This is a genomic window from Duganella radicis, from assembly GCF_009720825.1.
Classification (GTDB): Bacteria; Pseudomonadota; Gammaproteobacteria; order Burkholderiales; family Burkholderiaceae_D; genus Rugamonas; species Rugamonas radicis.
In genome coordinates this window covers 1-23,798 of record NZ_WNKY01000036.1, presented here as the reverse complement: position 1 = coordinate 23,798, position 23,798 = coordinate 1, and the positions used below count along the sequence as shown (strand labels likewise).

The following is a 23,798-nucleotide window of genomic DNA, read 5'->3' as shown; positions in this document are numbered from 1 at the left end:
TCAGATGAGAAGTAATGATCAAGGAGATACGCTGGTCTCGACAGTACTGAGAGGTCGACCGATATACCAATTGGCCTCGTCGTTCAGATAGGTTCTAACGGTCGTCTTGCTGTAACCACCCTCTGTCGAACTGGTTGTTTGGAGCGGATTGCCCCATTGATCAGGTTGGATCGTGACCTTGTTCCACGGAAGTACCGCTCCGTTCAGATCCCAAGTGTTGCTCAGGCTGACGCTCAAATACGGCAAGTAAGATTTGCACGCGCCAGTAACACAGCCACTCAGAGTTTTCGAGATCAAGAAGTCATAAGTGTTTTCATTTTTGCTGAGCTGCACGTCCCCTGCGCTCTTCACCAGCCAGGTAGTCGTGGAGGCAGCCAAGCCAACATAGGGCCAGTCTTGCCGGTAGACGGTTCGACTTTTTCGTTTCGATTCAATTTGCTGCGACTCCACCCACGCAAACCCAAGTAGATTTCTACCCATGCCAGAGGAAAATCCAGGGTTGTATTGGCCACTATAATTCGCTGCCCAGCCCAGAAAGGCAGCGCCCACACCCATCTGGGTTCTCGCACTGACGTTCTCCTTCAGGCCCCCGTATTTGTACGTGGTGGTTAATGTTCCGCCTATGCCATTTGGACTTGAGACCGCAGCCACGACATACAGCGGAATTTGCAGATCTCGCAACGGGTAAATCGATGCCGAAGCTGGGGAATCGAGCTTGGTGTACACGCTGACATCGGTCAGTGGCTTGTAGCTAATGTTCGTGGTACCGCCAAGTCCGCGGCTGATTGACGTCATCAGGTCAACCGCCGCGTTGTTAGCCAGCATTGCATGCCAGCGGCCATCCGCACTGGAGAAGCGCATTAAGTCGGTTTTGCCATCACCGTTATAGTCAGCGCTAAGGTCCTTGTTTTCGGCAGTGGCCGGTCCCGCCACGTCACTGCAGGCGAATCCGCTTCCGCTTGCCATGCACAGCCGCCATTGCCCGGTCGCGGCGTTAAACGCTGTCAAGTCGGTGCGCCCGTCGCCGTTGAAGTCACCCGCCACATTCCCTTGCACACCCGCCGCATGGGCCACTACCGTCGAGCAGTCGAAACCTTTCCCGGTCGCCAGGCACATTTGCCACTGGCTGTTCGCGCCGTTATAGGACATCAAATCCGTCAAACCATCGCCGTTAAAGTCACCGATGACATTGTTTTGCGTGCCGCCGCTGTGCGCGGCCACCGTACCGCAGGTAAACGCGTTGCCGGTCGAGAGGCACATCGACCATTGACCGCTTCCGAGGTACGCCATCATGTCGGTCCGGCCATCGCCGTTGAAGTCGCCAAAAACGCTATCGCCGGTGGTTGCCGCAACGGTGCTGCAATCGAACCCGGCGCCGTTGGACAGGCACAGTTGCCACTGGTTGGTGGCAAGGTAGCTGATCATATCGGTCCGGCCATCCCCATTGAAATCTCTGGCAATGCTGGCATCACTCCCCGCTTGCACGACTGAGCAATTAAAACCGGTGTCGTTGGCAAGGCATAGGTTCCATTGATTGGCGCTGCCGGAATAGACCATGATGTCGGATTTACCGTCGCCGTTGAAGTCGCCCACCAAGTTCTTGACGTCAGCACCGGAAACCAGATTCACGTCCGAACAATTGAAGGCGGTGCCATTCGACAGGCAAAGGTTCCAGACATTGCCGGAACCGCTATAGGCGAGGATATCGGCCTTGCCGTCGCCGTTGAAGTCGCCAGTTACGCTGCTTTGGCCAGCCACCGGGCCGGCCCAATAACCGCTGCCGTCACCCGCAAAATTGGGGACAGAGCCTTGCCACCCGAAGGTCATCGACGGCATGCAGTTGATGCTTTTGTCGCATTCCGTAATGCTGGTAACGCGACTGCGCTGCGTCGTCGGACTTTTGTCGTAGGCAATGCGATATTCACGTATCAACGGCTCTACCGACTGCCCGTCGTCTAGATACAGATAGCTCCGTACGGACGTTAACCTGACAGGATTTGCCGTCTTGTGCCCCATCTGGTACGTGGATGTTATTTCGGTGGACGCGAGGTTTTCGTAGCCAAATCGGACATTGTTAAGCTTAAGCCGGAGGCCGGCAGTTTTCAGAGAATAGTCAAAATCATCGTTTCTGGTGTACTCCACGCTAACAGGATAGCGCTGCGCCGAAACAGCGGAATCTGAATAATTAATCTGGTAATAATTGCCCTTCACGTCATAGACTTGATACAAGGACCAGGAAATATACCGTTGTCTGTCGGCAGAAATTACTGTGGCTGCCGCATCCCCGAAGGCCAGCTTTTGCCCGGATTTGGTCCAGACCTTGAACCGGGTTGGGCCCAGATAACTGGGACCATACGAGACAATTTTGGAGATGCCATCTATCTCGGTACGATATTCCGAACCCTCACCGCCAGGAGCACCGCTCACCAAAATCAAACGCTGCCCATTCATGCAAAACTGGTCGGCCGCCTCGGCATTCACGCCGCTCAACTGCCCGTCCTGTGCGACGCTGGTGCCGCAACGGGTGATAGTGGAAAAGCCATTGATCGACCACCCAACGCCCATCAGCCCGGTACCGGCGCTACTGCTGTACGTCAGCGACAGGTCCGGTTGGACACCGGCAACGCCAGGTGCGACTTGAATGGGTATGGTGAAGGTCGCGGCGCCGTTGGCCCCGACCGAAAATTGCGCCGGGGTTTGCATTTGCGCTGGCGCGGCGAAGGAAAAAACGGGAACAAGAACGAGCGGTAAAAGCGCACGCGGTACAAACCGGGGCATAACATCTCCTGAGGCACTGAAATTTACCAAAACGCAAATTCATTGCGTCAAGACTTTAGATTAAAGCAATGTCCAAATAGTAATCTTTTTCTTTAATTTAGGCAATTATTATTATTTTGGTTTCATGCTCTCAAAAAGGAAGCCACTTGAGATCATTACCGGATTCGGGAAATGCCATTCAGCGCCCCACCTTGCAGTCAGTTTAGGCGAAGGGTAGAAATGGCAGCAGCGCATTGGGCTGGCTATTGGGTGCGCTAAGAGATTTTCAGTACGCGGGACAGCCAGCGCAGCGGATCGAGTCCGTTCAACTTGGCAGCGTGGGAGCAGACTCGGGATGACGACGGCACGGTAGTCGGTCTGCTCCAAGTCGGTGAACAGCTAGTTCTTCTTGACTGTAATTGGACGGATGGCGATCTCGACGTGTTGATTACCCAAACTGGCATGTGGCCTTGGCAGTGCTGCTGCCGGTGACGACAGTGCGTTGCGTTGCCAAGCGTGCATAGCTATCAACCACGAGATGACCGCGTACGCTTCGTTGAAACCCACATCCTCCAGCGCTGGCTGGACAACGGCGTCGACGACAACGGCAAGCCGGTGGTCATGGTCGACACCCGCAACGATTTCGAAGTGGACGTCGGGACCTTCAACAACACGGTCGATTACCGCATCAAGAAGTTCACCGAATTCCCGGACGTGATCGCCGCCCATAAGGCCGACTTCGAAGGCAAGACCGTGGTGACCTTCTGCACCGGCGGCATCCGCTGCGAAAAAGCCGCCATCCACATGCAGAACATCGGCTACGACAACGTCTACCAACTGGAAGGCGGCATCCTGAAATACTTCGAGGAAGTCGGCGGCGACCACTACACCGGCGACTGTTTCGTGTTCGACTACCGTACCGCGCTGAATCCGAAACTGGAACCGACCGAAACCGCCCAATGCTTCAACTGCCGCGCCGTGGTCACCCCGCGCCAGCAATTGTCGCCGGAGTATGTGTATGGGAAGTCTTGCCCGCATTGCTACGGCAAGTAGTGGAAACGGCGTAAGCTGATCGGCCGCCGGGCAATCCGGCCGCCGATGTTATTGTCTGGCGCGTGGCACCAGCTGCTGTAGCGCCGCCTGATAAGCATTGCGGGCGGTCTGGTACACCGCCAATTTAGCCTGGAGTTCCGCCATCTGCTTCTCCACAAACTGTAGATTAGCAACCTGCGCTTGCGCCTCTTCACCAAGTTCGCTCAGCTTGTAGGTGACGCCGTCCACCGTCACTTCAATCTCATCATCCATGGTCAACGAAAATAGCTCAGTGCTTCGACTATATCGTCCGCACCCAGAGTGCCGGCAGCGGCCCGCAGACGCAACAGCGCCAGCAAATAGGTATAACGCGCCTGCGCCAAATCGCGTTTGCTGGTATACAGCTGTTGGCGCGCATTCAGCAAATCGACATTGATACGGACACCGCCTTTGATACTCTGCTGCGTCGCGGTGATCAGCAGTTGTGCCGACTCCACCGCACGATCCAGCGCCGCAATGCGCGCGACACTGCTCTTGACCAAACTGAATTCTTTGCCAACCTCAACCAGAATCTTATTCGTCTTCACATCCAGCTCAGCCTTGGCTTTCTCGAAGCCCGCGACCGCCTGACGCGTACTGGCACTCACCGCACCGCCGGCATACAGTGGGATATTCACTTGCACACCAATGCTGCGCGAAGTCGAATCCTGGTTCAACGTCGTCAGCGTATCGGACTTGCTCTTGCTATAGCCGGCCACAAAATCCACCCGTGGAAAATGGCCCGCCCGATTTTTGTTGATCTCCTGCCGGTTCGATTCGATGGCAAAACGTTGTGCATCCAGATCCGGATTCTGTTCAAGGGCAATCTTTTTCCATTCATCCAGCGAACTTGGCTCCAGTGGCCTGAGCGGAAAAGTGGCGCCCAGAAGATCGATCGCCTCCACCGGCTCGCCCACCATCGCGGACAACGCCGCCAGCGCGGTCTTCTGAACGTCCTGCGCCTCGATCAACTGCACCTTCGTCAACTCCAGTCTGGCCTGTGTTTCCAGCACATCGGTGCGCGTCCCCTCTCCCTGCTGGAACAGCCGCTGGTTAGCCAGCAGTTGCTCCTGCTGCGCATCGCGCTGGGCTTCGGCCAAGGCCACCTGCTCCGCGCTTTGCGCGGCATCGAAGTAGGCGCCGGCCACGCGTACCACCAGATCCTGCCCCATGCTCGAAAACTGCGACTCGGAATATTTGGTCTGCGCCAGGCCTTGCTTATAGCGCGCCAACGCGTCCAGGCTAAACAAGGTCTGCCGCAGTTGCACACCGGAGGAACGGCTGTAGTAAACCGGATGCGTAGTGGACTCGGTGCCTAGCAAGCCGGGCTGGGTCAGATCGGCGCGGATCTTACTGCCCGAATAACTGGCGCTCACCTGCGGCAGCAAAGCCGCACGGCCAATGACCGCATATTCCTTGCCACCCAGGCTATCCTGAAAGGCCGAGCGATAAGTCGGATCGTTGCGCAGTGCGGCATCATAGGCCTGCTGGAGATTCATTGCGCCTGCGGCGCTCCCTTGCAATAACAAAGCGCTGCACAGCGCACGGCACAGTACCGTTTTCGTCAAGCGAAAAGCACGGGAATGAAGCATGCTTAGTCCTCCGTCAATGCCGATTTGGCACGGTCAAATACGGGCTTCAGCAGGTAGTTCATCATTGTCCGCTGGCCAGTGATGATGAACACTTCCACCGGCATGCCCGGCTGAATATTCAATTTGTGCGCGGCGATCATCTGCGCGCCTTCCGGCGTCACCTTGAAGCGGACTTTATAATACGGCGGGACATTGGCGCGCTCGTCTACCGCGCGGTCAGCCGACACCTGAATCACTTGCCCCGGGATGTGCGGCGTCTTGTTCGCATTGAATGCCGAGAAGATCAGTTCGACCGGCAGGCCGTCGTGCACGCGGTCGATCAGATTGACCGGCAACTGCCCTTCCACCACCAGGCCGCCATCGGAAGGCACCACGTCCATCAGATGCGCGCCCGCGCCCACCACGCCGCCCTCGGTAAACACGTTCATACCGACCACGATGCCGTCCACCGGCGACTTGACGTCGGCATTGGCCAACTCCTGTTCCTGGGCGATCAGGCGACTGCCTTGCGCATCCGCCTCTTTCTGCGCATCGCTCAACGAGCTGCGCACTTCCTTTTGGAATTCCTGGGTGCGCTGAGAACGACGCAGCGCCAACTCCAGCACCTGGCTCTGATAACGGCCGATATTGCCAATATCCTCGGAATAGCCGCCACTCACCTGCGCATAAGTGCGTTCCTGATCAAGCAGCCGGCTACGCGGCACATAACCTTCTTTGGCCAGATCGCGCAAACCATCGAGCTGTTCCTTGAGGAAGCCCATCTGCGCTTTCTTGCTGTCGCGCGATTCGATCAATCCTTGGACCTGTTGTTTCAGGCCGGCGATGTTCTCATCGACGGCAGCCAGTTCGTCCTTGAGTGCCTGCCGGCGCGCGTGCATCAGTTGCGTCTGCAAGGCCATGATATCCTTGATGCGCGCATCGTCCTTGTATGGCGCCAGTTCGGCTGGCAGCGCAAAACTGGCAGCGCCGTCGCGTTCCGCCTCCAGACGCGCGACACTGATCACGCTGCTGAAATACTGGACCCGCGTGATCTCCGCCTGGGCCCGCACTTGCACCGCGTTCATCCGCACCAAGGTCTGTCCCGCTTTCACCACGGCGCCATCCTTGACCAGGATTTTCTCAACGATGCCGCCAGCCAGATGCTGGACGGATTTGCGATTGCCTTCCTTGGCCACCACGCCGCTCAGCGGCACCCCCTTGTCGAGCGGCGCCAGCATGGCCCACACCAGAAAGCCGCAAACCCCGACCAACACGATCAGCCAGCCCAGACGCGCATACGAGCCGGCATCCACATTGACCGTCAGCGGCGCGACATCATGCGAGACGACGTCCGCGGCTTCGTCTTTTTTATTGAGAAAATTACTCATGATTATTCCTGTTCCTTCACTGCCGCTTGTGCTTGCGCCTCAGCGGCCTGCTGCGCCATCATCGCCTGTGCCTGTGCCTGTGCCTGTGCCTGGGCCTGCTGTTGGGCCACCAGCGCACGCTGCGTTTTTTCCTGCAACGCGTTCAGCACCAGATTGCTCGGTCCAAACATATCCAGCGAACCGTCGCGCAGCAACAACAGGCGGGTGGTGATGCTGATGATGCTGGTGCGGTGCGTAATGAGAATGATGGTTTTGCCGCGCTGACGCAAATCGTTGATCGCCTGCACCAGGGCCTGTTCGCCAACATCGTCCAGATTGGAGTTCGGCTCGTCGAGCACGATCAGCGACGGGTCGCCGTACATGGCGCGTGCCAATCCGAGACGCTGGCGCTGCCCGCCCGACAAGCCACCGCCGCCATCGGCCAGCAGCGTGTCGTACCCCTGCGGCAGATGCAAAATCATCTCGTGCACGCCAGCACGCTGCGCGGCCAGCACCACCTGTTCGGCATCAATATCGCCGAAGCGGGCAATATTCTCGCTGACGGTACCGGCGAACAGCTCGATATCCTGCGGTAGATAACCGATATGCGGGCCCAACTCGGCCTTGTTCCATTGGAAAATATCCGCGCCATCAAGACGCACCGAGCCCATCATGGCTGGCCACACCCCAACCAGCAGCCGCGCCAGGGTCGACTTGCCAGCGCCGCTGGGGCCGATCACGCCCAGCACCTCGCCCGGTGCCAGAGCGAAACTCAGACCTTTCAGAACCGGCGCGGTGGTGCCCGGCGGCGCGGCCGAAACGGCTTCGATGGTCAGTTGTCCCAACGGCTTCGGCAAGGCCATGCCTGCCGGGCGTACCGGATTATTTTCCAGCAAGGCGGTCAGCCGCTCATAGGCGCTGCGGGTGCTGCTCCAGGATTTCCAGACACCGATCACCTGCTGCACCGGCGCCAGCGCGCGGCCGATCAGGATCGAGGCTGCAATCATCATGCCCGGCGTGATCTTGCCCTCGATCGCCAGCAGGGCGCCCAGCCCCAATACCAGCGATTGCAGGGCCACCTGCACAAACTTGGTGACGGCGCCCACCACGCCGGCCTTCTCGCTGGCCTCGGCTTGCAGGCGCAGGAATTTGCCATGCAGCTTAAACCAGCGGCCCATCAGATTGGGCAGCATCCCCATCGACTCGATCACCTCTGCATTGCGCAAATTGTTGGTGGCCAGATTGCTGGAAGCGATCGCCATCGTGTTGGCCTCGGCCAGCGGTTTGCGCGAGACGATCTCGTTAATGTAGGCCAGCGCGACCAGCACCACCGTGCCGCCCAAGGCAAACCAGCCCAGCGTCGACTCGAAGGCGAAAATCACAATCAGGTACACCGGGAACCAAGGCGCGTCGAAGAAGGCAAACAAGGCGTTGCCGGTCAGGAATTGACGGATATTGGTCAAATCCTGCAACGCCTGCCCGGCATTGCCGCCAACCCGCTTGAGATTTTGCTCGAACGCCGCCGAGTAGATGCGTTTGTTTAATTCCATGTCGAAGCGTGCGCCGACGCGCACCAGCACGAAGCTGCGCACCAGATCCAGGGCACTCATGGCGAGGTAGGCGATCAGCATGATCACGGTCAGCATCAACAAGGTCAGCTCGTTGCGGCTGGCCAGCACACGGTCGTACACCTGCAACATATACAGCGACGGCACCAGCATCATCATATTGCTGATCGCGCTAAAGCAACCTACCGTGTAGAACGTGCGCCGGAAAGTCAGCAATACCTGCTGGATTTCGTTTTTCGGTTTAAGAAGTTTTTTCATGGGAATGCGAATAACGTTCGAGGTGAGTCCGCGGCGGGCGAACGGTCAGGCGACAGATTATAGACCAAGTTCATCTAATAATGTGACGTACATCACAAATTTATACCATGCCGCAACATACCGCAACATTTCGCTCTCAATAGAAAAACCCCGCCTCCTTGCGGAAAGCGGGGTTTTTGATCATCCGAACCCGGTCAGCCGGGCTCGGAAGCGATCCAGTCCGGGGACTGAATTACGCCAGGGTGATCACGCCAGCAGCGGCGGTACCGGAGACGTTCGAACCCACCAGAACGATGGCTTCCAGCGTGGTGCCACCACCTGCGCCGTCAGCATCGTACACCACCAGGGTGTCGGTGCCGGCTGCGGCGGTGGTCCAGATACCGGTCGATGCTGCGTAGTTACCATGTACCAGCGACACGGTCGTGCCCGAAGCGGCAGCGATCGTGGTACCTGCTGCACCGGTGAAGGTGTTCAGGATGCCGCTCAGGTCAACGGTATCGCCAGCGTGCAGGCCGGTGACGACGTCGGCGCCGGTCAGCGCGGTGACGCCCGACACGATGGCCGCGCCGGAGAAGGTCTGGCCGGCTGCGGTTTGCACGATGCCGTCAACCACGCCAGCGACGTGGGTGCCGAAGGTGATGACGTCAGCGCCAGCGCCGCCGGTGATCAGGTTGGAGCCGGTGCCGACAGTGATGGTGTCCGCGCCGGTGCCGCCGGTGATAACGTTTTGGCCGTTGCCAGCGGTGACGGTCGCGCCGCCGTTGCCGGTGGTGATGCTGTTGTTGCCGTTGCCCACGGTGATGGTGTCGCCGCCGCCGCCGCCGGTGATGCTGTTGTTGCCATTGCCGGAGGTGATGGTGTCAGCAGCGGTGCCGCCGGTGATGGTGTCGCCACCGTTACCGCCGATCAGGTTGCTGGCCAGGTTGTTACCGGTCAGGGTGTTGGCGGCGGTTGCGCTACCGACGATTTTCAGGCCATTGGCGGTCGCAGCCGAAGCGTTCACGGTCACGGTGCCGGTGGTCAGGTGCGCGTCGATCACGGTATTGACGTTGGCAGCCAGGGCACCGGTGGTGATGCTCAGGTTACCCGCGCCCGAGGCGTTGACGTTGGTCAGCGCGGTAGCCGAGGTCAGGGCGCCGATGGTCAGGTTTTTGGAGGCCACCAGGTTCAGGGTCTCAACACCGGTCAGCGATGGGGCAGCCAGGGTGGCGGCGGCCGTCGAGTTGGTGAGGGTGACCACGTCCAGTTGACCAACGGTGGTCGCACCGGTTACGCCAACGGTGATCGCTTGCGCGCCGCCGGTCAGCGAGATGTTTGCAGCTTGGGCTGCGCTCAGGCCGGTGGCGGTGACGGTTGCGCCGTCCAGTACAACCGAGGTAATGCCAGCGAACTTGCTGACGTCAGCGCTAACGCCGTTGCCCAGTTGCAAGATTTCAAAGCCGGTGAACAGTGCGGCCGGGGTGGTGGCGGCATTGGCGCTGTTGGTGATAACCAGCTTGTCGGCGGTGCCAGCACCGCCGCTTACGGCAACGGTTTGGGCAGCAGCGCCGGTGGTCACGACATCCGCGCCCGAACCGCCCAGGTAGGACTGGCCCGAAGCCACGGTGATGGTGTTGGTGCCGCTCGAACCGGTGGCGGTGATCACAGCGTTGGCAGCCAGGGTGGTGGTGCCGAAGTTGACGCCAGCAGCGCCGGTCAGGTTGACGGCGGTTGCCAGGGTGGCGCTCAGGCCGGTCAGCACGTTGGTTGCCGAACCGCTCGAAACGATCTTCACGGTGGTGGCGTTCGAGTCGGTGTAGGTACCGGCGGTGATGCCACTCAGGTTGAAGGTTTCGGTGTGGTTAGCGGTGCTGTTCACCACGGTCACGCTGGCAGCCATGTTGGTTGCGTTCACGGTGGCAACAGCTTGGCCGGTGGCGGTGGTGGTGCCGGCATTGGTCAGGGTAACCGAGGTCAGCTTGTTGCCCAGGGTCGAACCGTCGGTGATCGAGTTGGTCGCGCCGGCGTTGCCGTTGATGGTGGCGCTGGTCAGGCCGGTGTTGGTGGTGGCGGTGACGTTCACGGCGGCAGCCGAGGTAGCAGCGGTCACGTCGGCGGCCACAACTGCGTCGGCGGCGTTCTTGGCGGCCAGTGCCAGCGCGTCGTTGACAGCGTCAGCGGAAGCGGCGACGGTGGCAGCGGCGGTGGCGGCGGTTTGCAGCGGGGTCACGATGTCTTGCGCGGCGGTACGAGCAGCTGCGGTCGAGGTCGCCAGGCCGTTTTGGAAGGCCAGGTCAATCGCGATTTTCTGAGCGCTGGTGATCGCGCCGGCCGACAGTGCGGTCTGGGTAGCCAGCTGGATCGACAGGGCGGTGGTGGAACCTGCGGTCGAGTTGGTTGCAGCGGCGATGGCGGTAGCCAGCGTGGTCAGGTTGGTGACTACGGCGTTGGCTGCCACCAGGGCTTTACCGGTGGTGTCGGTATTGCCGGTAGCGGCGGTGTTGACCGTGGTCGCTGCGGTCTGGGTCGCCAGGTGAGCAGCTTGATCGGCCGGCGACACGGCGGTCGAGGCGTTGACGGTGAACGAGGTGGTGTCGGTGATGGTGACCGCGCCGCCTTTGGAAGTCACGGTGGCGGTGCCAGCCGCAGCTACAGCGGTGGTGCCGGCAGCCGAGGTGTTGACGGTGGTGACATTGCCAGCGGCTTCAGTGGTGCCGCCAACGGCGATGTTGCCAACCGAGGTATTGACGGCAACGTTTTTGCCGCCATTGAGGGTAACAGCGCCCAGGCTGGAAGCCACATTGATGTCGGTGGTCGCCGAAGCGTTCACGCCAGCGATGGCGCCGGTGCCGCCCGAAACGTTCAGGGTGTTCACACCGGTCCAGCCCGAGATGTCGGCAGCAGCAACGCCGGTCGCGCCGGTGACGTTGACGATTTCGACGTTTTGCACGGTGGTGCCAGCGGTCGCCAGGGTACCGGTGGTGACGATGTTCAGGCTGTCGGTGCCGTTGCCGCCGTTGATGGTGTCCAGCGAACCCAGCGAATCAGCACCGGTGATAACTGGTGCATTGATGATGTCGTTGCCGGCGCCGGTCGAGATGGTGTCGATGCCGGTGGTCAGCACAGCGGTGACGGTAGGAATGCTCTGGGTCACGATCGAAGCCAGAGTCGAGGTCACGGTGGTGTTGAAAGCGGTGGTGTCGGTGGTCGAATCGACGATCGACAGCATGTCGCGAGCGGTTTGCGCTGCGGTTTTGCCGGAGTAAGCTACGATTTCAGCGGCGGTGTCGATCGCTGCGGTGAAGTTGCCGGCAACGGTGGTTTTGTTGGCAACGGTGGCTGCGTCGGTGGCGTCAGCGCCATCCTTGGTGGCAGCAGCCATGATTTGTGCGGCGGCTTCAGCGCGGGTCATCGCGCCGGTTTGCAGGGCGTTGGTCCAGAAATCCAGGCCGGCGACCAGCGGGTCACGGTTCAGCACGTGGTTGTAGATCGCAACGATGAAGCTGGCGTCGCTGCCGGTGCCGTACAGGGTCGACGATTCGGTGCTGCTGCCGAAGCTGTCCAGGATCGCCTTGACCGTGGAGTTGGTGCGCGCAACAGCGGCCAGACCGTCCATGGTGGTTGGCGCGTCAGCTGCGGCCAGGGCGGCGGTCATGTTGATCAGACCCGAACGGTCTGCAGGACGGCCAAAGTAAGCAATGTAAAGCTGCTCGGCTACTGCGGTGTAATCTGCGGCTACGGCCATGATGTATATCCTTTGAGTTAATGTGGTTTAAACCAAGTATCTGCATCCAGGCCCACACAGCGCTGCACGGGCATGGACGTTTTTTTGCAGAACAGGGAGTATATTGCCAGATAGGGAAAGCGGTGTTGTGACGGCCATCACAAATGCGGAGGAAAATGACGATTTTTTGTAATATTTTGTGTTTTTCTTCGCTTTCGATCGCGAATCAAATCCAGTCAAACGCCTTGATGGCGATTGGATGCCGCTTTTATAGGCAGTTCGCACCATCTTTTAAAAACCGTCCGCCGCATTTAAATAAGAGCGGCGCCCCGCCTCTCCCCCGGGGTAAAAATGGGCAGGAGAAAAACAAAGTGCCGCACGAGGCGGCACATTTAAAACCGGAACCCAGTGCCTTAATGCTTCCAGGTAGTGGCACCTTCCGCTGTGTATTTTGAGCTATTCAAGCTCTTAAAGACATAACCCGCCTGTTCGGCCTGATTTCCGCCCAGATAGCCCTTGATCGTGGCATCGGACACCCCGTCACTGGTCAACACGCCGGTCGCACCGATACTCCCGCGGGAATTCATGGTCAGCGCCGCATCGGCAGTGTAGACCGTCAGGCCGGTGGTAAATCGACGGGTGCCGAAATCCACGCTCAATTGCGCATCCTTAACCGCCGCAGCCACCGGATCTTTACCGCCCTCCTGTAATATAGCTTCGCTGCCAGTCAATACAAAAGCCGCAGTGCCCTCCTTCGGCATCACCAATTCGGTATTCTTCAAGCGGCTAATAGTATAAGCGCCCACCGTATAACCATTCTGGTACGTCCCATTGCGCATTTTGGCCAGCGCCTCGGTATCGGCAGCCATCCCGGCCACCGCCTGCCAACGTCCCCACTGAATCTCAGGCGGGCTGGGCACAACCGGCGGCACCACAACCGGTGGCGTCACGACCGGCGGTGTCACCACCGGCGGCGTCACCGGCGTCTCGGTCACCACCTGTGGCGGCACGGTGACACTGTCCGGGCCACTGCCACTGCCACTGCCACTGCCACTGCCACTGCCACTGCCGGTTGGCGCATTCTTGCCGGCGTTGATCAGGCTGGGCTCCTTCTGTGCATCCAGGATTACATCCGGCGTCAGCACTGGACTGACGGCGGCCACAGGCTTGCCGACCGGTTCGTCGCTGCGCGGCGGCACGCTCTGATCCGGCGACAGTGCCGGTCCGCGCAACAATTGCGGCACCTTCTGGCCGCGCTGCACCTGCAACAGCACATCGGCCTGGCCGGCGAACAATTCACGGCTGGCACTACCCTCGCAAGGACCGCTGCCCTCGGGACCACAGGCGCCGGCGAAGCCGCTCATCACGATGCCGCCCGACACCACCGCCACCCGCGACGTTTCGCGGTCGGTGAACACGATGAAGTCGGTGCCGCGCACGCCGATCGCCGCCACCGGGGTGTTGAAGCGGAAGTTCTGGCGCGCCTGCTTGACGGCAGTGCCGGAAATGCTGCGCGCCACGCCGTTCAGCAACTCCAGCTTGACGCGGGTGTTGCCGGGATTGGCCAGATCGACATGGTAGGTGGTCACCCGCGCCTTGCTGTTCGGGCGCAGGATCAGGAAGCCCTGGTCCACCGTCTTGACATACACATAGCCGTCGGCGCCGGTGGTCAGCTCGTCGCCCTCGTTCACTGCCGCATCGAGCGTGGCCGCGCGCGCGGCCAACTGCACCTGGCCGGTGACGAACACCACCTTTCCGGCCTCGCCGGCGGCAGCCACGGTGGACCAGAGCAACCCGGCACCGGCACTCAGCAAGACTAAAAGACGACGCAACATGATAAATTCCTCCTCAGCTAGCATTTTCCGCATTCTGGAGGTAAAGTATGTGACTCCGGTCACATTATTTCAATTGGATACAATTTGGAACGCGTCCGCGCCACACTGTACAGTTGCAAGAAAAATATTTCCTCAGGCACATAGTGCAGCTGGGGGCAAAGCGCTATACTTGCGCCTTATTTTATACCCGCCCGGCCGGGAAGCGGCGCTCCGCGGCGCCCCGGCGGGCGCCGATCAGACCTTGACCTTGGGCCAATTCATCTCTTCCGCACCCCTGCTCCGTGCCGGCATTGCCGCGGCGGCCTTTCTGCTGACCGCCTGGTCCCAGTGGCTGGCGCCGGCTGGCGCCCGCTTCGCCGACGAATGGCTGCGCGACCGCTTCATCGCCCTGCGCGCGGTGGCCACGCCGGAGTCGCGCATCCTGGTGGTCGACATCGACGAGAGCAGCCTGGCGCAATATCCGTGGCCCTGGCGCGCCCGCCTGGCCGACCTGATCGAGCTGCTGCTGGCGGATGGCGCGCGCGGCGTGGCGCTGGATATTTTGCAGGAAAAACCAGCCGACGCCGGCGGTGACGCCCGCATGGTCATGCTGGCCCGTCATGGCCCTGTGGTATTGGCCCAACTGTTCGATTTCGCCCGCCAGCCGCAGCCGCTGCATGGCGGCGTGCTGGCCGGCGGCGTGCCGGCCGCCAGCGCTGCCGGCGTGCCCGCGTACGGCTATCTCGCCAACCACGCGGAGCTGGCCCAAGCCGCCGTTTACACCGGCAATATCGGCGTCGTCCCCGACCCTGACGGCACCCTGCGCTGGGTGCCGATGTACGCCACCTTCGGCGGCAAAAGCTACCCCACGCTGGCGCGCGCCCTGTTCGATTGCTGCGCCGGCGGCGCGCCGCTGGCCATGCCGCCCGGGCCGCTGCGCATTCCCTACCGGCGCGCGTGGTCGGCCTACAACGCCGCCAGCGCGGCCGAGGTGCTGGAGCGGAAACTGGACCCGGCGCAGGTGGCCGGCAAACTGGTGCTGATCGGCTCCTCGGCGCTGAGCATCGGCGACCGGCTGGCCACGCCGCTGGGGGCGTCGACCGCCGGATTGCTGGTGCACGCGGCGGTGCTGGACACCTTGCTGGAACGCCAGGCCGGCCACGCGCCGGCGCCCTGGCCGGGCCGCTGGCTGGCCTTGCTGTTCTGCGGCGCCACCGTGGCGCTGGTCAGCTACACGCTGGCGCGACGCTCGGCCGCGGCCAATGTGCTGCTGCTGGCCGCCTGCTCGGCTGTATGGCTGGCGCTGGCCTACGTGATCGTGCCGCACGATGACGATTTCTCCAGCGCCGGGCCGTTGCTGTCCAATCTGTTCCTGCTGGCGATCGCCGTGCCCTTTCATTGGCAACTGGCCCAGCAGAAGTCGCGCCAGCTGCTGGGCACGCTGCGCCAGTATGTGGCCAAGGAAGTGGTCGACGAACTGCTGCGCAGCGACCTCAAGGACCCGCTCAAGCCCAAGCAGTTGCAGGTGACCACCCTGATCGCCGACATGGAAGGCTATACCACCCACGTCGAATCGCTGCCGGTGGAGGAGGCGGCCAGGCTGACCACCGCCTTCCTCGACTGCCTGACGCGCCCGGTGCTGGAAATGCACGGCACGCTGGACAAATACACCGGCGACGGCCTGGTCGCGTTCTGGGGCGCGCCGCTGCCGATCGCCGACCACGCCGACCTGGCGCTGGACGCGGCGCAGTCCATCCTGCGCGAGGTGCGGCGCATGAGCGCGCTGCGCGTCAGCGAGGGCAAGGCGCCGCTGCGGGTGCGCATCGGCATCGAAAGCGGCCTGGCCATGGCCGGCGACTACGGCACCGCCTTCCGCAGCATCTACACCGCCGTCGGCGACAGCGTCAACACCGCCTCGCGGCTGGAGCAGGCGGCGCGCGATTTCCCGCACGACGTCATCATCGGCGCCGGCACCGTGGCCCGCGCCACCCGCCACCGCTTCCGCGCGCTGGGCGAGCAGCGCCTGCGCGGCAAGGAAAAAAGCGCGCTGCTCTACACGCTGGAGGAGGCATGACGGCGCGCCGCCTGATCGTGGCGCTGCTGCTGGCGCTCGGCCCGCTGACGGCCGCCGCCACCGACGCCGAGGCGCCGCCGCCGGCGCCGCAGGACGAGCTGTACCTGGAGGCGATGCGGGCGCTGGCCGACGGCCGCGCGGAACTGGCCACCGACCTGTTGATGCGCTTTCTGGAGCGGGAACCGCAGCATGCCGGCGCCTGGCTGGACCTGGCCATCAGCCAGTGCGAGCTGGGCCATGCGGCCGAGGCCGAACGCCTGTTCGACGAAATCGTGCGCCGCTTCCAGCCACCGGACGGTATCGTCGAGGTGATCGCCGGCTACCGCAAGCGCGGCTGCCTGCCGGTCAAGGACCGGCGCGAGCGCATGGCGTTTTCGCTGGCGCGTGGCTACGACACCAACGTCAACCAGGGCGCCAGCAACGCCTTCTTCAGCACCGGCAGCGGCAGCAACACCATCGAATGGGAGCTGACCCCGGAATACCTGCCACGGCCGGACCGCTACACCCTGCTGTCGGGCGACTACAGCCGCAACCTGAACGACCGGGGGCTGCTGGGGTTTGTGCAGTTGCGCATGCGCCGGCACGACGACGTGCGTGAACAGGACACCCGCTCCTTGCTGCTGGGGCTGGAGCAGCAATGGCAATTGGGCGACTGGCGCGGGCGCGCCACGGCCGCCCTCAGCGCGCTACAGCTGGACAACCATTATTACCAGCGCCAGGCCCAGCTGCAACTGCGGGCGACGCCGCCGTGGCGTCTGTCCGAGCAACTGGATTGGTCGCTCACCGCCGGGCTGAGCCATGTCACCTATCCGACCCGGGCCCGCTACGACAGCAACACCGTCGAGCTGGGCAATTCGCTGAGCTGGCGCCGCGGCCCGTTCCAGGCGCTGGGCGGCGTGGGCGTGTTGTCGGACCATGGCCAGACCGGCCGCCTCGGCGGCAACCGCGACGGCTGGTATGGCAATGTCCTGCTGTACAGCCTGGTTGGCGACAACTACACCGCGCAAGCCGGCTGGACGCGTCAGGTGTGGCGCGGCAGCGAGGTGTATTCGCCGGGGGTGATCGATCTGGTGCGTCACCAGGACACGCGCCAGTTCAACGCCGGCCTCACGCTGGAGCTGGGCGCCCGCCAGAGTCTGCAACTGGAGTGGCGCAAGGTGGACAACCGGGAGAATATCTCGCTGTTTCAATATAATAGCCGCACCGTCCAGCTGACCTGGCGCTGGGATAATTATTGAGAAAGCTGCATGACGAACCGTAATCCGACACCCGCCGAGCCTGCGGCAGCGGCCGGCGCCGCGCCAACGCCATCGGCCGCCGGCGGCGACCTGGCGCCGCCAGGCACCGCTGCCGATCCGAATCAGCCCGTCAAGATACAGATCCATCTGCGGAAGATTCCACTGCTGGCCGATCTGAGCGATGAGGAAATCCTTCGCTTGCAGGCCGACATCCGCATCCGCCAGTACAACAAGCGCGACGTAGTGCTGCAGAAGGGCGCCGCCGGCGACAGCCTGTTGTTCCTGCTGAGCGGCCAGCTGCAAGTGATCGACGTCACCGAGGATGGCCGCGCGATCGGCCTGCGCATGCTGGCGCCAGGCGACTTCTTCGGCGAGATCGCCGTCATCAACGGATCCATGCGCTCGGCCTCGGTGGTGGCGCTGACGCCGGTGCTGGTGGCGTTGCTGCCGCGCGCCACCGCCCTGCACCTGTTCTCGCACTCGCCGTCGGTGGCCAACCAAATGCTGCGCTTCCTGGCCGAGAAAGTGCAGCGCGACTCCGAATTCCGCGCACTGCTCAGCATTCACAACACCGCCAAGCGCATCTACACCTTCCTTGAATTGCTCAAGGAAAAAAAACCGGGGGAAGAGCTGGAGGTGGTGGAAAACCTGCCCACCCACCAGGACATCGCCAATATGATCAACACCAGCCGCGAGACGGTGACGCGCACCCTGCTGGCGCTGGCCCAGCAGGGCATCATCAAGAAAGGCTCGCACCGCCTGATCATCATCGATTCGGCGGCGCTGCAAAAGCTGGCGCAGGGCTGAGGCGGCCTCAGGACGGCAGCAGTTGCCGTTCCGCCAGGAAGGCCAGCACCTGGGCGGCGCACTGCGCCGGGCTGTGGTGGACGGTGTCGAGCCGCACCTCGGGCGCCTCCGGCGCCTCGTACGGCGAGTCGAGTCCGGTGAAATGCCGGATCTGGCCGGCGCGCGCCTTCTTGTACAAGCCCTTGGGATCGCGCCGCTCGCACTCCTGCAGCGGCGTGTCCATGAAGATTTCAATGAACTGCCCCGCCGGCAGCAACTGGCGCACCATGGCGCGGTCGGAGCGGAACGGCGAAATGAAGGCGCTCAGCACGATCAGGCCGGCGTCGGTCATCAGCCGGCCGACCTCGCCCACGCGGCGGATGTTTTCCACCCGGTCGGCGGCACTGAAGCCGAGGTCGCGGCACAGCCCGTGCCGCACATTGTCGCCGTCCAGCAGATAGGTGTGCAGGCCGCGCTCGGCCAGGGCTTGCTCGACCAGGCCGGCGATGGTGGTCTTGCCCGAGCCGCTGAGACCGGTGAACCACAGCAGGCAGGGTTGCTGGCGCAGGCGCAGCGCGCGGCTGGCGCCATCGATCTTGAGCTCCTGCCAGACGACGTTGGTACTCATCTCAGGCCGGCGGCTGGTCGGACACCAGGCACACGTCGCCCTGCCAGCTGATATAGCCGTGCGACTTGATATGCCACTTGACCACGCCGGGTTCGATCTCGTCGGCCGAGGTGACCACCGGACTGTCGAAGCGCACCTCGGCGGCGTAGGCCTGGCTGTATTGCAGCACGCCCTCCTTGCTGCCGGCGGCCAGCAGCACGCGCCACGGCAACGGATTGTCGTTATCGTTGCGCGTATTGAAGCGCAAATACACTTGTACTTTTTCCATCATTATCCTTAAAACATCCTCGGCTCGGCTGGGCGGATCATACAGCGCGCACCGGGGACAGGCAAGCGACCCGGCGCGGGCCGGTGCTATAATCCGCCGCGATTTTTCTTTTGCACGGATGGGAACATGGGCAGCATTCAAGTCAGGCAACTGGGCAAGGCCTACAAGCAGTACCCGACCCGCTGGTCGCGCTTGCTGGAATGGGTCACGCCCTTCCTTGGCGTGCGCCATCGGCTCAAATGGGTGCTGCGCGATATCGACTTTACCATCGCCGCCGGCGAATCGGTGGCACTGATCGGCGTCAACGGCGCCGGCAAGAGCACCCTGCTCAAACTGATCACCGGCACCGCCCAGCCCACCCTGGGCAGCGTGACCACCCACGGCCGGGTGGCGGCGCTGCTGGAACTGGGCATGGGCTTCCATCCCGACTTCAGCGGCCGCCAGAACGCGCTGATGGCCGGCCAGCTGATCGGCCTCAGCGTCGAGGAAGTGGCGGCGCTGATGCCCGAGATCGAGGCCTTCGCCGACATCGGCGATTATCTCGACCAGCCGGTGCGCGTGTATTCGTCCGGCATGCAGGTGCGGCTGGCGTTCGCGGTGGCCACTGCGGTGCGGCCCGACATCCTGGTGATCGACGAGGCGCTGGCGGTGGGCGACGTGTTCTTCCAGCAGAAATGCTATGAGCGCATCCGCGGCTATTGCCAGGCCGGCACCACGCTGCTGTTCGTGTCGCACGCCATGAACGCGGTGTATTCGCTGTGCAACCGGGCGATCCTGATCAGCGCCGGCCGCATCGCGCTGGACAGCTCGCCGCGCGAAGTGATCGACCTCTACAACGCTCACGTGCTGCGCCAGCGCGACGGCCTGCCGCCGCCCGCGCCAGTGGCGGCCAGCGCGCCGCCGCTGCCGCCCCCTGCCGAGACCGAGACCGGGACCAAGGCCGGGGCCGAGGCGGGGACCGAAGCCGCGAGCGCTGCGACCGCCGCCACGCCGGTGCCGGCCGCCGCGCCGGCCACCATCGGCTCGTTCGAGCACGGCGGCGCCCGCATCGAGGCGGTCGGCCTGTACCTGGACGACCAGGAGGCGGCCACCGTGATCAGCGACCGCGCCGCCACCGTGCGCGTCGACGCCCGCTTCGGCCAGGCCTACGACGATCCGCACATCGGCTTCCAGATCCGCAACGCCCGCGGCGAGGCGGTGTTCATGACCAATACCTACTGCATGCGCCAGCGCATCGGCCCGGTGCGCGCGGGCGAGGCGGTGCGCGCCGAATTCTCGTTCAAGGCCAGCCTGGCGCCGGGCGACTACACCATCACCGCCGGCGTGGCCGAGGGCGGCGCCGGCGACGGCGATTTCCGCCAGACCCTGACCCGCCAACAGGACGCCGGCGCCTTCACCGTGCTGCGCAACCTCGACGCCATCGTCTGGAGCGGCGTCTGCAACCTCGACCCGATCGTCGAAGTCCAGCGTCAGGCGGCGACAATGTAATAAATTGCAAGCGCACCGGACACGCGCCGGTTTGCCGCTATAATCGCCGGTTTTGCCGCCGCCCTGTCGCGAACCGCATGAATCTACTGCTGACCACCTCCCAATCCTTCCTGCTGCTGGACACCGACAGCGGCCACGCGCGCCGCCTCGATGGCGGCCGCGGCCTGTACTACGGCATCGCCCGCCACGGCGAACACCTGTACGTGGCGGCGCGCCGGCGCCTGGTGTCGTCCGATGTGCCCGCCGCCGACGAACGCGGCGAAATCCTGATGTTCGACCGCCGGCTGCGCCCCTGCGGCAGCCTGCGCGCGCCGTTCCCGCTGCGTGACCTGCACGAGATCGCCTGGCACGACGGCAAGCTGTACGCCACCGCCTCGCACGACAACCTGATCGCGGTCTACGATGGTCAGCGCTGGGAGGAATGGTATCCGTTGGGCGGCCCCGGCGTGGGCGACCAGAACCACCTGAACTCCTTCATGTTCGAGAACGGCTTGATCTGGATTCTGGCGCACAACCGCGGCCCGAGCGAGCTGTACGCCTTCTCACTGGCCGAGCGCCGCCAGGTGCAGCGCATCGCGCTGGGCAACTGCGGCCACAATATGTGGCGCGAGCAGGGCCAGATGCTGACCTGCTCGTCGGCCGAAAGTCGCTTGCTGGGCGACCAGGGCTTCGAACTGCACACCGGCGGTTTCCCGCGCGGCGTCGCCTTCAACGCCACGCGGCGCTGCCTGGGCATCTCGGCGCTGATCGAACGCAAGGCGCGCGACTTCACGGTCGGCAAGGTGCGCGTCTACGACCGCGCCTGGCAAGCGCTGCACGACATCGACATGGCCGGCGAGGGGCTGGTGCTGGATCTGATGGAATTGCCGGCCGGCTTCGCGGCGCCGCCCGCCAGCGCCTGGACCCGTCTGGGCGCGGCGCTGGGCCTGTCGGCGCCACCGGCGCCGTCGCTGCACTTCGCGCCGCAGCCGCCGCACGACGACTGAGCGCGCATGCATTACAACTGGAAACATTTTAACGCTTGGCAGAATGGCAAGCATTACGCGGCGCCATGCTATACTGCGCCGGTTTGCGCCCGTGCCATCCCGGCCATGGCAACCTGCGCCGGCCACTCCTTATCCCATATGAAGACTTCGATTTTTCCGCCGTCCGCCGGCGCCCTGACCGCATGATGTCGCTTGCCATGATCAGCGGGGTGTGGCGCTACCGCGGCTTTGTGCTTGGCAGCGTCAAGCGCGAATTCCAAAGCAAGTACCGCAACGCCCTGCTGGGTGCGGCCTGGACCGTCCTGAATCCGCTGGCCATGATCGTGGTCTACACCGTGATCTTCTCCCAGGTCATGGGCAGCCGCCTGCCCGGCACCGGCACGCCGTTCGCCTACAGCATCTACCTGTGCGCCGGCGTGCTGACCTGGGGCTTGTTCGCCGAGATCACCAGCCGCAGCCAGGCGGTGTTCATCGAGAACGCCAACCTGATCAAGAAGCTGCAATTCCCGCGCATCTGCCTGCCCATCATCGTGGTGCTCAACGCGCTGGTCAACTTCGGCATCATTTTCGGCTTGTTCACCGCCTTCCTCATCGTTTCCGGCAATTTCCCCGGCTGGGTGTTCCTGGCCGTGCTGCCGGTGCTGGCACTGCAAATCCTGTTCGCCATCGGCCTCGGCATGATCCTGGGCGTGCTCAACGTCTTCTTCCGCGACGTCGGCCAGTTCTTCACCATCCTGCTGCAATTCTGGTTCTGGTTCACCCCCATCGTCTACCCGGTGAGCGCCCTGCCGCCCGCGGTGCGGGAGGCGCTGGTCTGGAATCCGATGGCGGCGGTGGTGGGCGCCTACCAGACCATCCTGGTGCACGGCCAGTTGCCGGCCTGGGACAGCCTGCTGCCGGTGACGGTGCTGGGCCTGGCCTGCTGCGCGCTCGGCCTCGGCCTGTTCCGCCGCCGCGCCGGCGAAATGGTGGATGAACTGTGATGAGCGTCGCCACTTTCTACCGGGCTTTTGAAGACCGCTATCGCGGCGACCGCGCGCTGATCAAGCAGCGCCTGCGCGCCTATGTGCCCTTCCTCGACGCCCTGGCCACGCTGGCGCCGCCTGGCCGGCCGGCGGCCGCGCTGGATCTCGGCTGCGGCCGCGGCGAATGGCTGGAACTGCTGGGCGAGCACCAGATCGACGCCCGCGGTGTCGACCTCGACGCCGGCATGCTGGCCGCCTGCCACGAGCGCGGCCTGCGCGCCGAGCAGACCGACGCCGTGGCCGCGCTGCGCGCCTGCGCCGACAACAGCCTGGCGCTGGTGTCGGCCTTCCACCTGGTCGAGCACGTGCCGTTCGAGGTGCTGCAAACCCTGATCGCCGAAGCGCTGCGCGCGCTGCAACCGGGCGGCCTGCTGATCATGGAAACGCCGAACCCGGAAAACCTCAGCGTCGGCGCCACCAGCTTCTACCTCGACCCCTCGCATGAAAAGCCGCTGCCGCCAATGCTGCTGGGCTTTCTGGCCGAGTACGCCGGCTACGCGCGCCAGCGCACCGTGCGCCTGCAGGAGCCAGCGCAGTTGCATGACGCCAGCCATCAGACCACCCTGATCGACGTGCTGGAGAACGTCAGCCCCGATTACGCCATCGTCGCCCAGAAAGCCGCGCCGGCCGAGGTGGTGGCGCCGTTCGAGGCGGCCTGGTCGCGCGAGTACGGCTACACACTGGGCAGCCTGGCGCAGCGCTACGAGCAGGACGCGGCCCAGCGCCTGGCCGAGCTGCACGCCATCGCCGGCCGCCAAGCCGAACAACTGGTCGCCGCCAACCAGCGCCACGCTCAAGCGGCCGCCGTAGCCGCCACGGCCGCCGCCGAACAGGAGGGCCGCCTGGCCGGGCTGACGCGCCACATCGCGGAACAGGACGGCCGCCTGGCCGGGCTGGCGCAACATGCCGCCGCGCTGGAAGCGATCCAGCAGGCGCAGATCGCCCAGCTGTCCGACCGCATCGCCGAGGCCAACCAGGCCACCCAGGCCGCGCTGCAACACGCGCACGCCATGCACCAGCAGGTGCAGGCCATGTTCAACAGCACCTCATGGAAGCTGACCGCCCCCTATCGCTACGCCGGCGGCCTGTTGCTGCGCGCCCGCGCCGGCGCCAAACGCGGCCTGCGCGGTCCCCTGCTGCGGCTGATGCGCGCCGTGCTGCGCCAGCCGCTGCTGAAGGGCGCCGCGCGCCGCGTG

15 protein-coding genes and 2 pseudogenes are annotated in these 23,798 nt (G+C 63.3%); 8 read left to right on the top strand and 9 right to left on the bottom strand.

Annotated elements, in window-relative coordinates; genetic code table 11:
- Positions 1-18 precede the first annotated feature (18 nt).
- On the bottom strand, positions 19-2,778 hold the full coding sequence (locus GM676_RS23605; protein WP_155466536.1) for an FG-GAP-like repeat-containing protein: 2,760 nt from the start codon (positions 2,776-2,778) through the stop codon (positions 19-21).
- A 522-nt stretch (positions 2,779-3,300) separates the two neighbouring features.
- Here GM676_RS23605 and GM676_RS23600 point away from each other — a divergent pair.
- A pseudogene (locus GM676_RS23600) lies at positions 3,301-3,810 on the top strand (rhodanese-like domain-containing protein); the annotation flags it as partial.
- Between the two features lie 48 nt (positions 3,811-3,858).
- On the opposite strand, the gene GM676_RS23595 reads toward GM676_RS23600, so the two are convergent.
- The 6 genes from GM676_RS23595 to GM676_RS23570 form a co-directional block, all read right to left on the bottom strand.
- Entirely contained in the window at positions 3,859-4,062 is a 204-nt protein-coding gene (locus GM676_RS23595; RefSeq protein ID WP_155466533.1) for a DUF6447 family protein, read from the bottom strand.
- A gap of 2 nt (positions 4,063-4,064) precedes the next feature.
- Positions 4,065-5,420, bottom strand: a complete 1,356-nt coding sequence (locus tag GM676_RS23590) for a TolC family outer membrane protein (RefSeq protein WP_155466530.1) — start codon at positions 5,418-5,420, stop codon at positions 4,065-4,067.
- Positions 5,421-5,422: 2 nt separating this feature from the next.
- Positions 5,423-6,787, bottom strand: a complete 1,365-nt coding sequence (locus GM676_RS23585; RefSeq protein ID WP_155466527.1) for an HlyD family type I secretion periplasmic adaptor subunit — start codon at positions 6,785-6,787, stop codon at positions 5,423-5,425.
- A gap of 2 nt (positions 6,788-6,789) precedes the next feature.
- On the bottom strand, positions 6,790-8,592 hold the full coding sequence (locus tag GM676_RS23580) for a type I secretion system permease/ATPase (RefSeq protein WP_155466524.1): 1,803 nt from the start codon (positions 8,590-8,592) through the stop codon (positions 6,790-6,792).
- A 232-nt stretch (positions 8,593-8,824) separates the two neighbouring features.
- Positions 8,825-12,316, bottom strand: a complete 3,492-nt coding sequence (locus tag GM676_RS23575) for a beta strand repeat-containing protein (protein ID WP_155466520.1) — start codon at positions 12,314-12,316, stop codon at positions 8,825-8,827.
- A 392-nt stretch (positions 12,317-12,708) separates the two neighbouring features.
- The gene (locus tag GM676_RS23570; RefSeq protein ID WP_170304350.1) at positions 12,709-14,130 is read right to left on the bottom strand and encodes a FecR family protein; all 1,422 of its coding nucleotides are present in this window, start codon (positions 14,128-14,130) and stop codon (positions 12,709-12,711) included.
- A gap of 247 nt (positions 14,131-14,377) precedes the next feature.
- Here GM676_RS23570 and GM676_RS23565 point away from each other — a divergent pair, with 247 nt between their 5' ends.
- Genes GM676_RS23565 through GM676_RS23555 form a run of 3 tightly spaced genes read left to right on the top strand, consistent with a single transcriptional unit; the run spans position 14,378 to position 18,228 of the window.
- Complete coding sequence (locus tag GM676_RS23565; protein WP_229262836.1) at positions 14,378-16,183, top strand: CHASE2 domain-containing protein; 1,806 nt, start codon at positions 14,378-14,380, stop codon at positions 16,181-16,183.
- Positions 16,180-17,421 carry a tetratricopeptide repeat protein gene (locus GM676_RS23560; protein ID WP_155466511.1) on the top strand — a complete coding sequence of 414 codons (1,242 nt, stop codon included), beginning with the start codon at positions 16,180-16,182 and terminating at the stop codon, positions 17,419-17,421. The genes GM676_RS23565 and GM676_RS23560 overlap by 4 nt, the downstream gene beginning before the upstream one ends.
- 9 nt (positions 17,422-17,430) lie before the next feature.
- Positions 17,431-18,228 (top strand): Crp/Fnr family transcriptional regulator, encoded by a 798-nt coding sequence (locus tag GM676_RS23555; RefSeq protein WP_155466508.1) that lies wholly within the window; start codon positions 17,431-17,433, stop codon positions 18,226-18,228.
- A 7-nt stretch (positions 18,229-18,235) separates the two neighbouring features.
- On the opposite strand, the pseudogene cysC reads toward GM676_RS23555, so the two are convergent.
- Positions 18,236-18,826 (bottom strand): annotated as a pseudogene (gene cysC / locus GM676_RS23550) (adenylyl-sulfate kinase); the annotation flags it as partial.
- 10 nt (positions 18,827-18,836) lie between these two features.
- Complete coding sequence (locus tag GM676_RS23545; protein WP_155466502.1) at positions 18,837-19,103, bottom strand: hypothetical protein; 267 nt, start codon at positions 19,101-19,103, stop codon at positions 18,837-18,839.
- 126 nt (positions 19,104-19,229) lie between these two features.
- Here GM676_RS23545 and GM676_RS32825 point away from each other — a divergent pair, with 126 nt between their 5' ends.
- The 4 genes from GM676_RS32825 to GM676_RS31880 all read left to right on the top strand — a co-directional run.
- Complete coding sequence (locus GM676_RS32825; RefSeq protein WP_155466499.1) at positions 19,230-20,591, top strand: ABC transporter ATP-binding protein; 1,362 nt, start codon at positions 19,230-19,232, stop codon at positions 20,589-20,591.
- 77 nt (positions 20,592-20,668) lie between these two features.
- Positions 20,669-21,577, top strand: coding sequence for a hypothetical protein (locus tag GM676_RS23535; protein ID WP_155466496.1), 909 nt, complete (start codon positions 20,669-20,671; stop codon positions 21,575-21,577).
- Between the two features lie 182 nt (positions 21,578-21,759).
- Positions 21,760-22,560 carry an ABC transporter permease gene (locus GM676_RS23530; RefSeq protein WP_155466494.1) on the top strand — a complete coding sequence of 267 codons (801 nt, stop codon included), beginning with the start codon at positions 21,760-21,762 and terminating at the stop codon, positions 22,558-22,560.
- A partial coding sequence (locus GM676_RS31880; protein ID WP_211923282.1) for a class I SAM-dependent methyltransferase occupies positions 22,560-23,798 on the top strand: 1,239 nt, incomplete at its 3' end. The genes GM676_RS23530 and GM676_RS31880, both read left to right, overlap by 1 nt.

Excerpts from the sequence above, each read along its gene's own strand:
- GM676_RS23530 (WP_155466494.1), top strand. The coding sequence starts at position 21,760 with ATGATGTCGCTTGCCATGATCAGCGGGGTGTGGCGCTACCGCGGCTTT.
- GM676_RS32825 (WP_155466499.1), top strand. The coding sequence starts at position 19,230 with ATGGGCAGCATTCAAGTCAGGCAACTGGGCAAGGCCTACAAGCAGTAC.
- GM676_RS23535 (WP_155466496.1), top strand. The coding sequence starts at position 20,669 with ATGAATCTACTGCTGACCACCTCCCAATCCTTCCTGCTGCTGGACACC.
- GM676_RS23595 (WP_155466533.1), bottom strand. The coding sequence starts at position 4,062 with ATGGATGATGAGATTGAAGTGACGGTGGACGGCGTCACCTACAAGCTG.
- GM676_RS23585 (WP_155466527.1), bottom strand. The coding sequence starts at position 6,787 with ATGAGTAATTTTCTCAATAAAAAAGACGAAGCCGCGGACGTCGTCTCG.
- GM676_RS23555 (WP_155466508.1), top strand. The coding sequence starts at position 17,431 with ATGACGAACCGTAATCCGACACCCGCCGAGCCTGCGGCAGCGGCCGGC.
- GM676_RS23580 (WP_155466524.1), bottom strand. The coding sequence starts at position 8,592 with ATGAAAAAACTTCTTAAACCGAAAAACGAAATCCAGCAGGTATTGCTG.
- GM676_RS23570 (WP_170304350.1), bottom strand. The coding sequence starts at position 14,130 with ATGTTGCGTCGTCTTTTAGTCTTGCTGAGTGCCGGTGCCGGGTTGCTC.
- GM676_RS23605 (WP_155466536.1), bottom strand. The coding sequence starts at position 2,778 with ATGCCCCGGTTTGTACCGCGTGCGCTTTTACCGCTCGTTCTTGTTCCC.
- GM676_RS23545 (WP_155466502.1), bottom strand. The coding sequence starts at position 19,103 with ATGGAAAAAGTACAAGTGTATTTGCGCTTCAATACGCGCAACGATAAC.
- GM676_RS23560 (WP_155466511.1), top strand. The coding sequence starts at position 16,180 with ATGACGGCGCGCCGCCTGATCGTGGCGCTGCTGCTGGCGCTCGGCCCG.
- GM676_RS23575 (WP_155466520.1), bottom strand. The coding sequence starts at position 12,316 with ATGGCCGTAGCCGCAGATTACACCGCAGTAGCCGAGCAGCTTTACATT.
- GM676_RS23590 (WP_155466530.1), bottom strand. The coding sequence starts at position 5,420 with ATGCTTCATTCCCGTGCTTTTCGCTTGACGAAAACGGTACTGTGCCGT.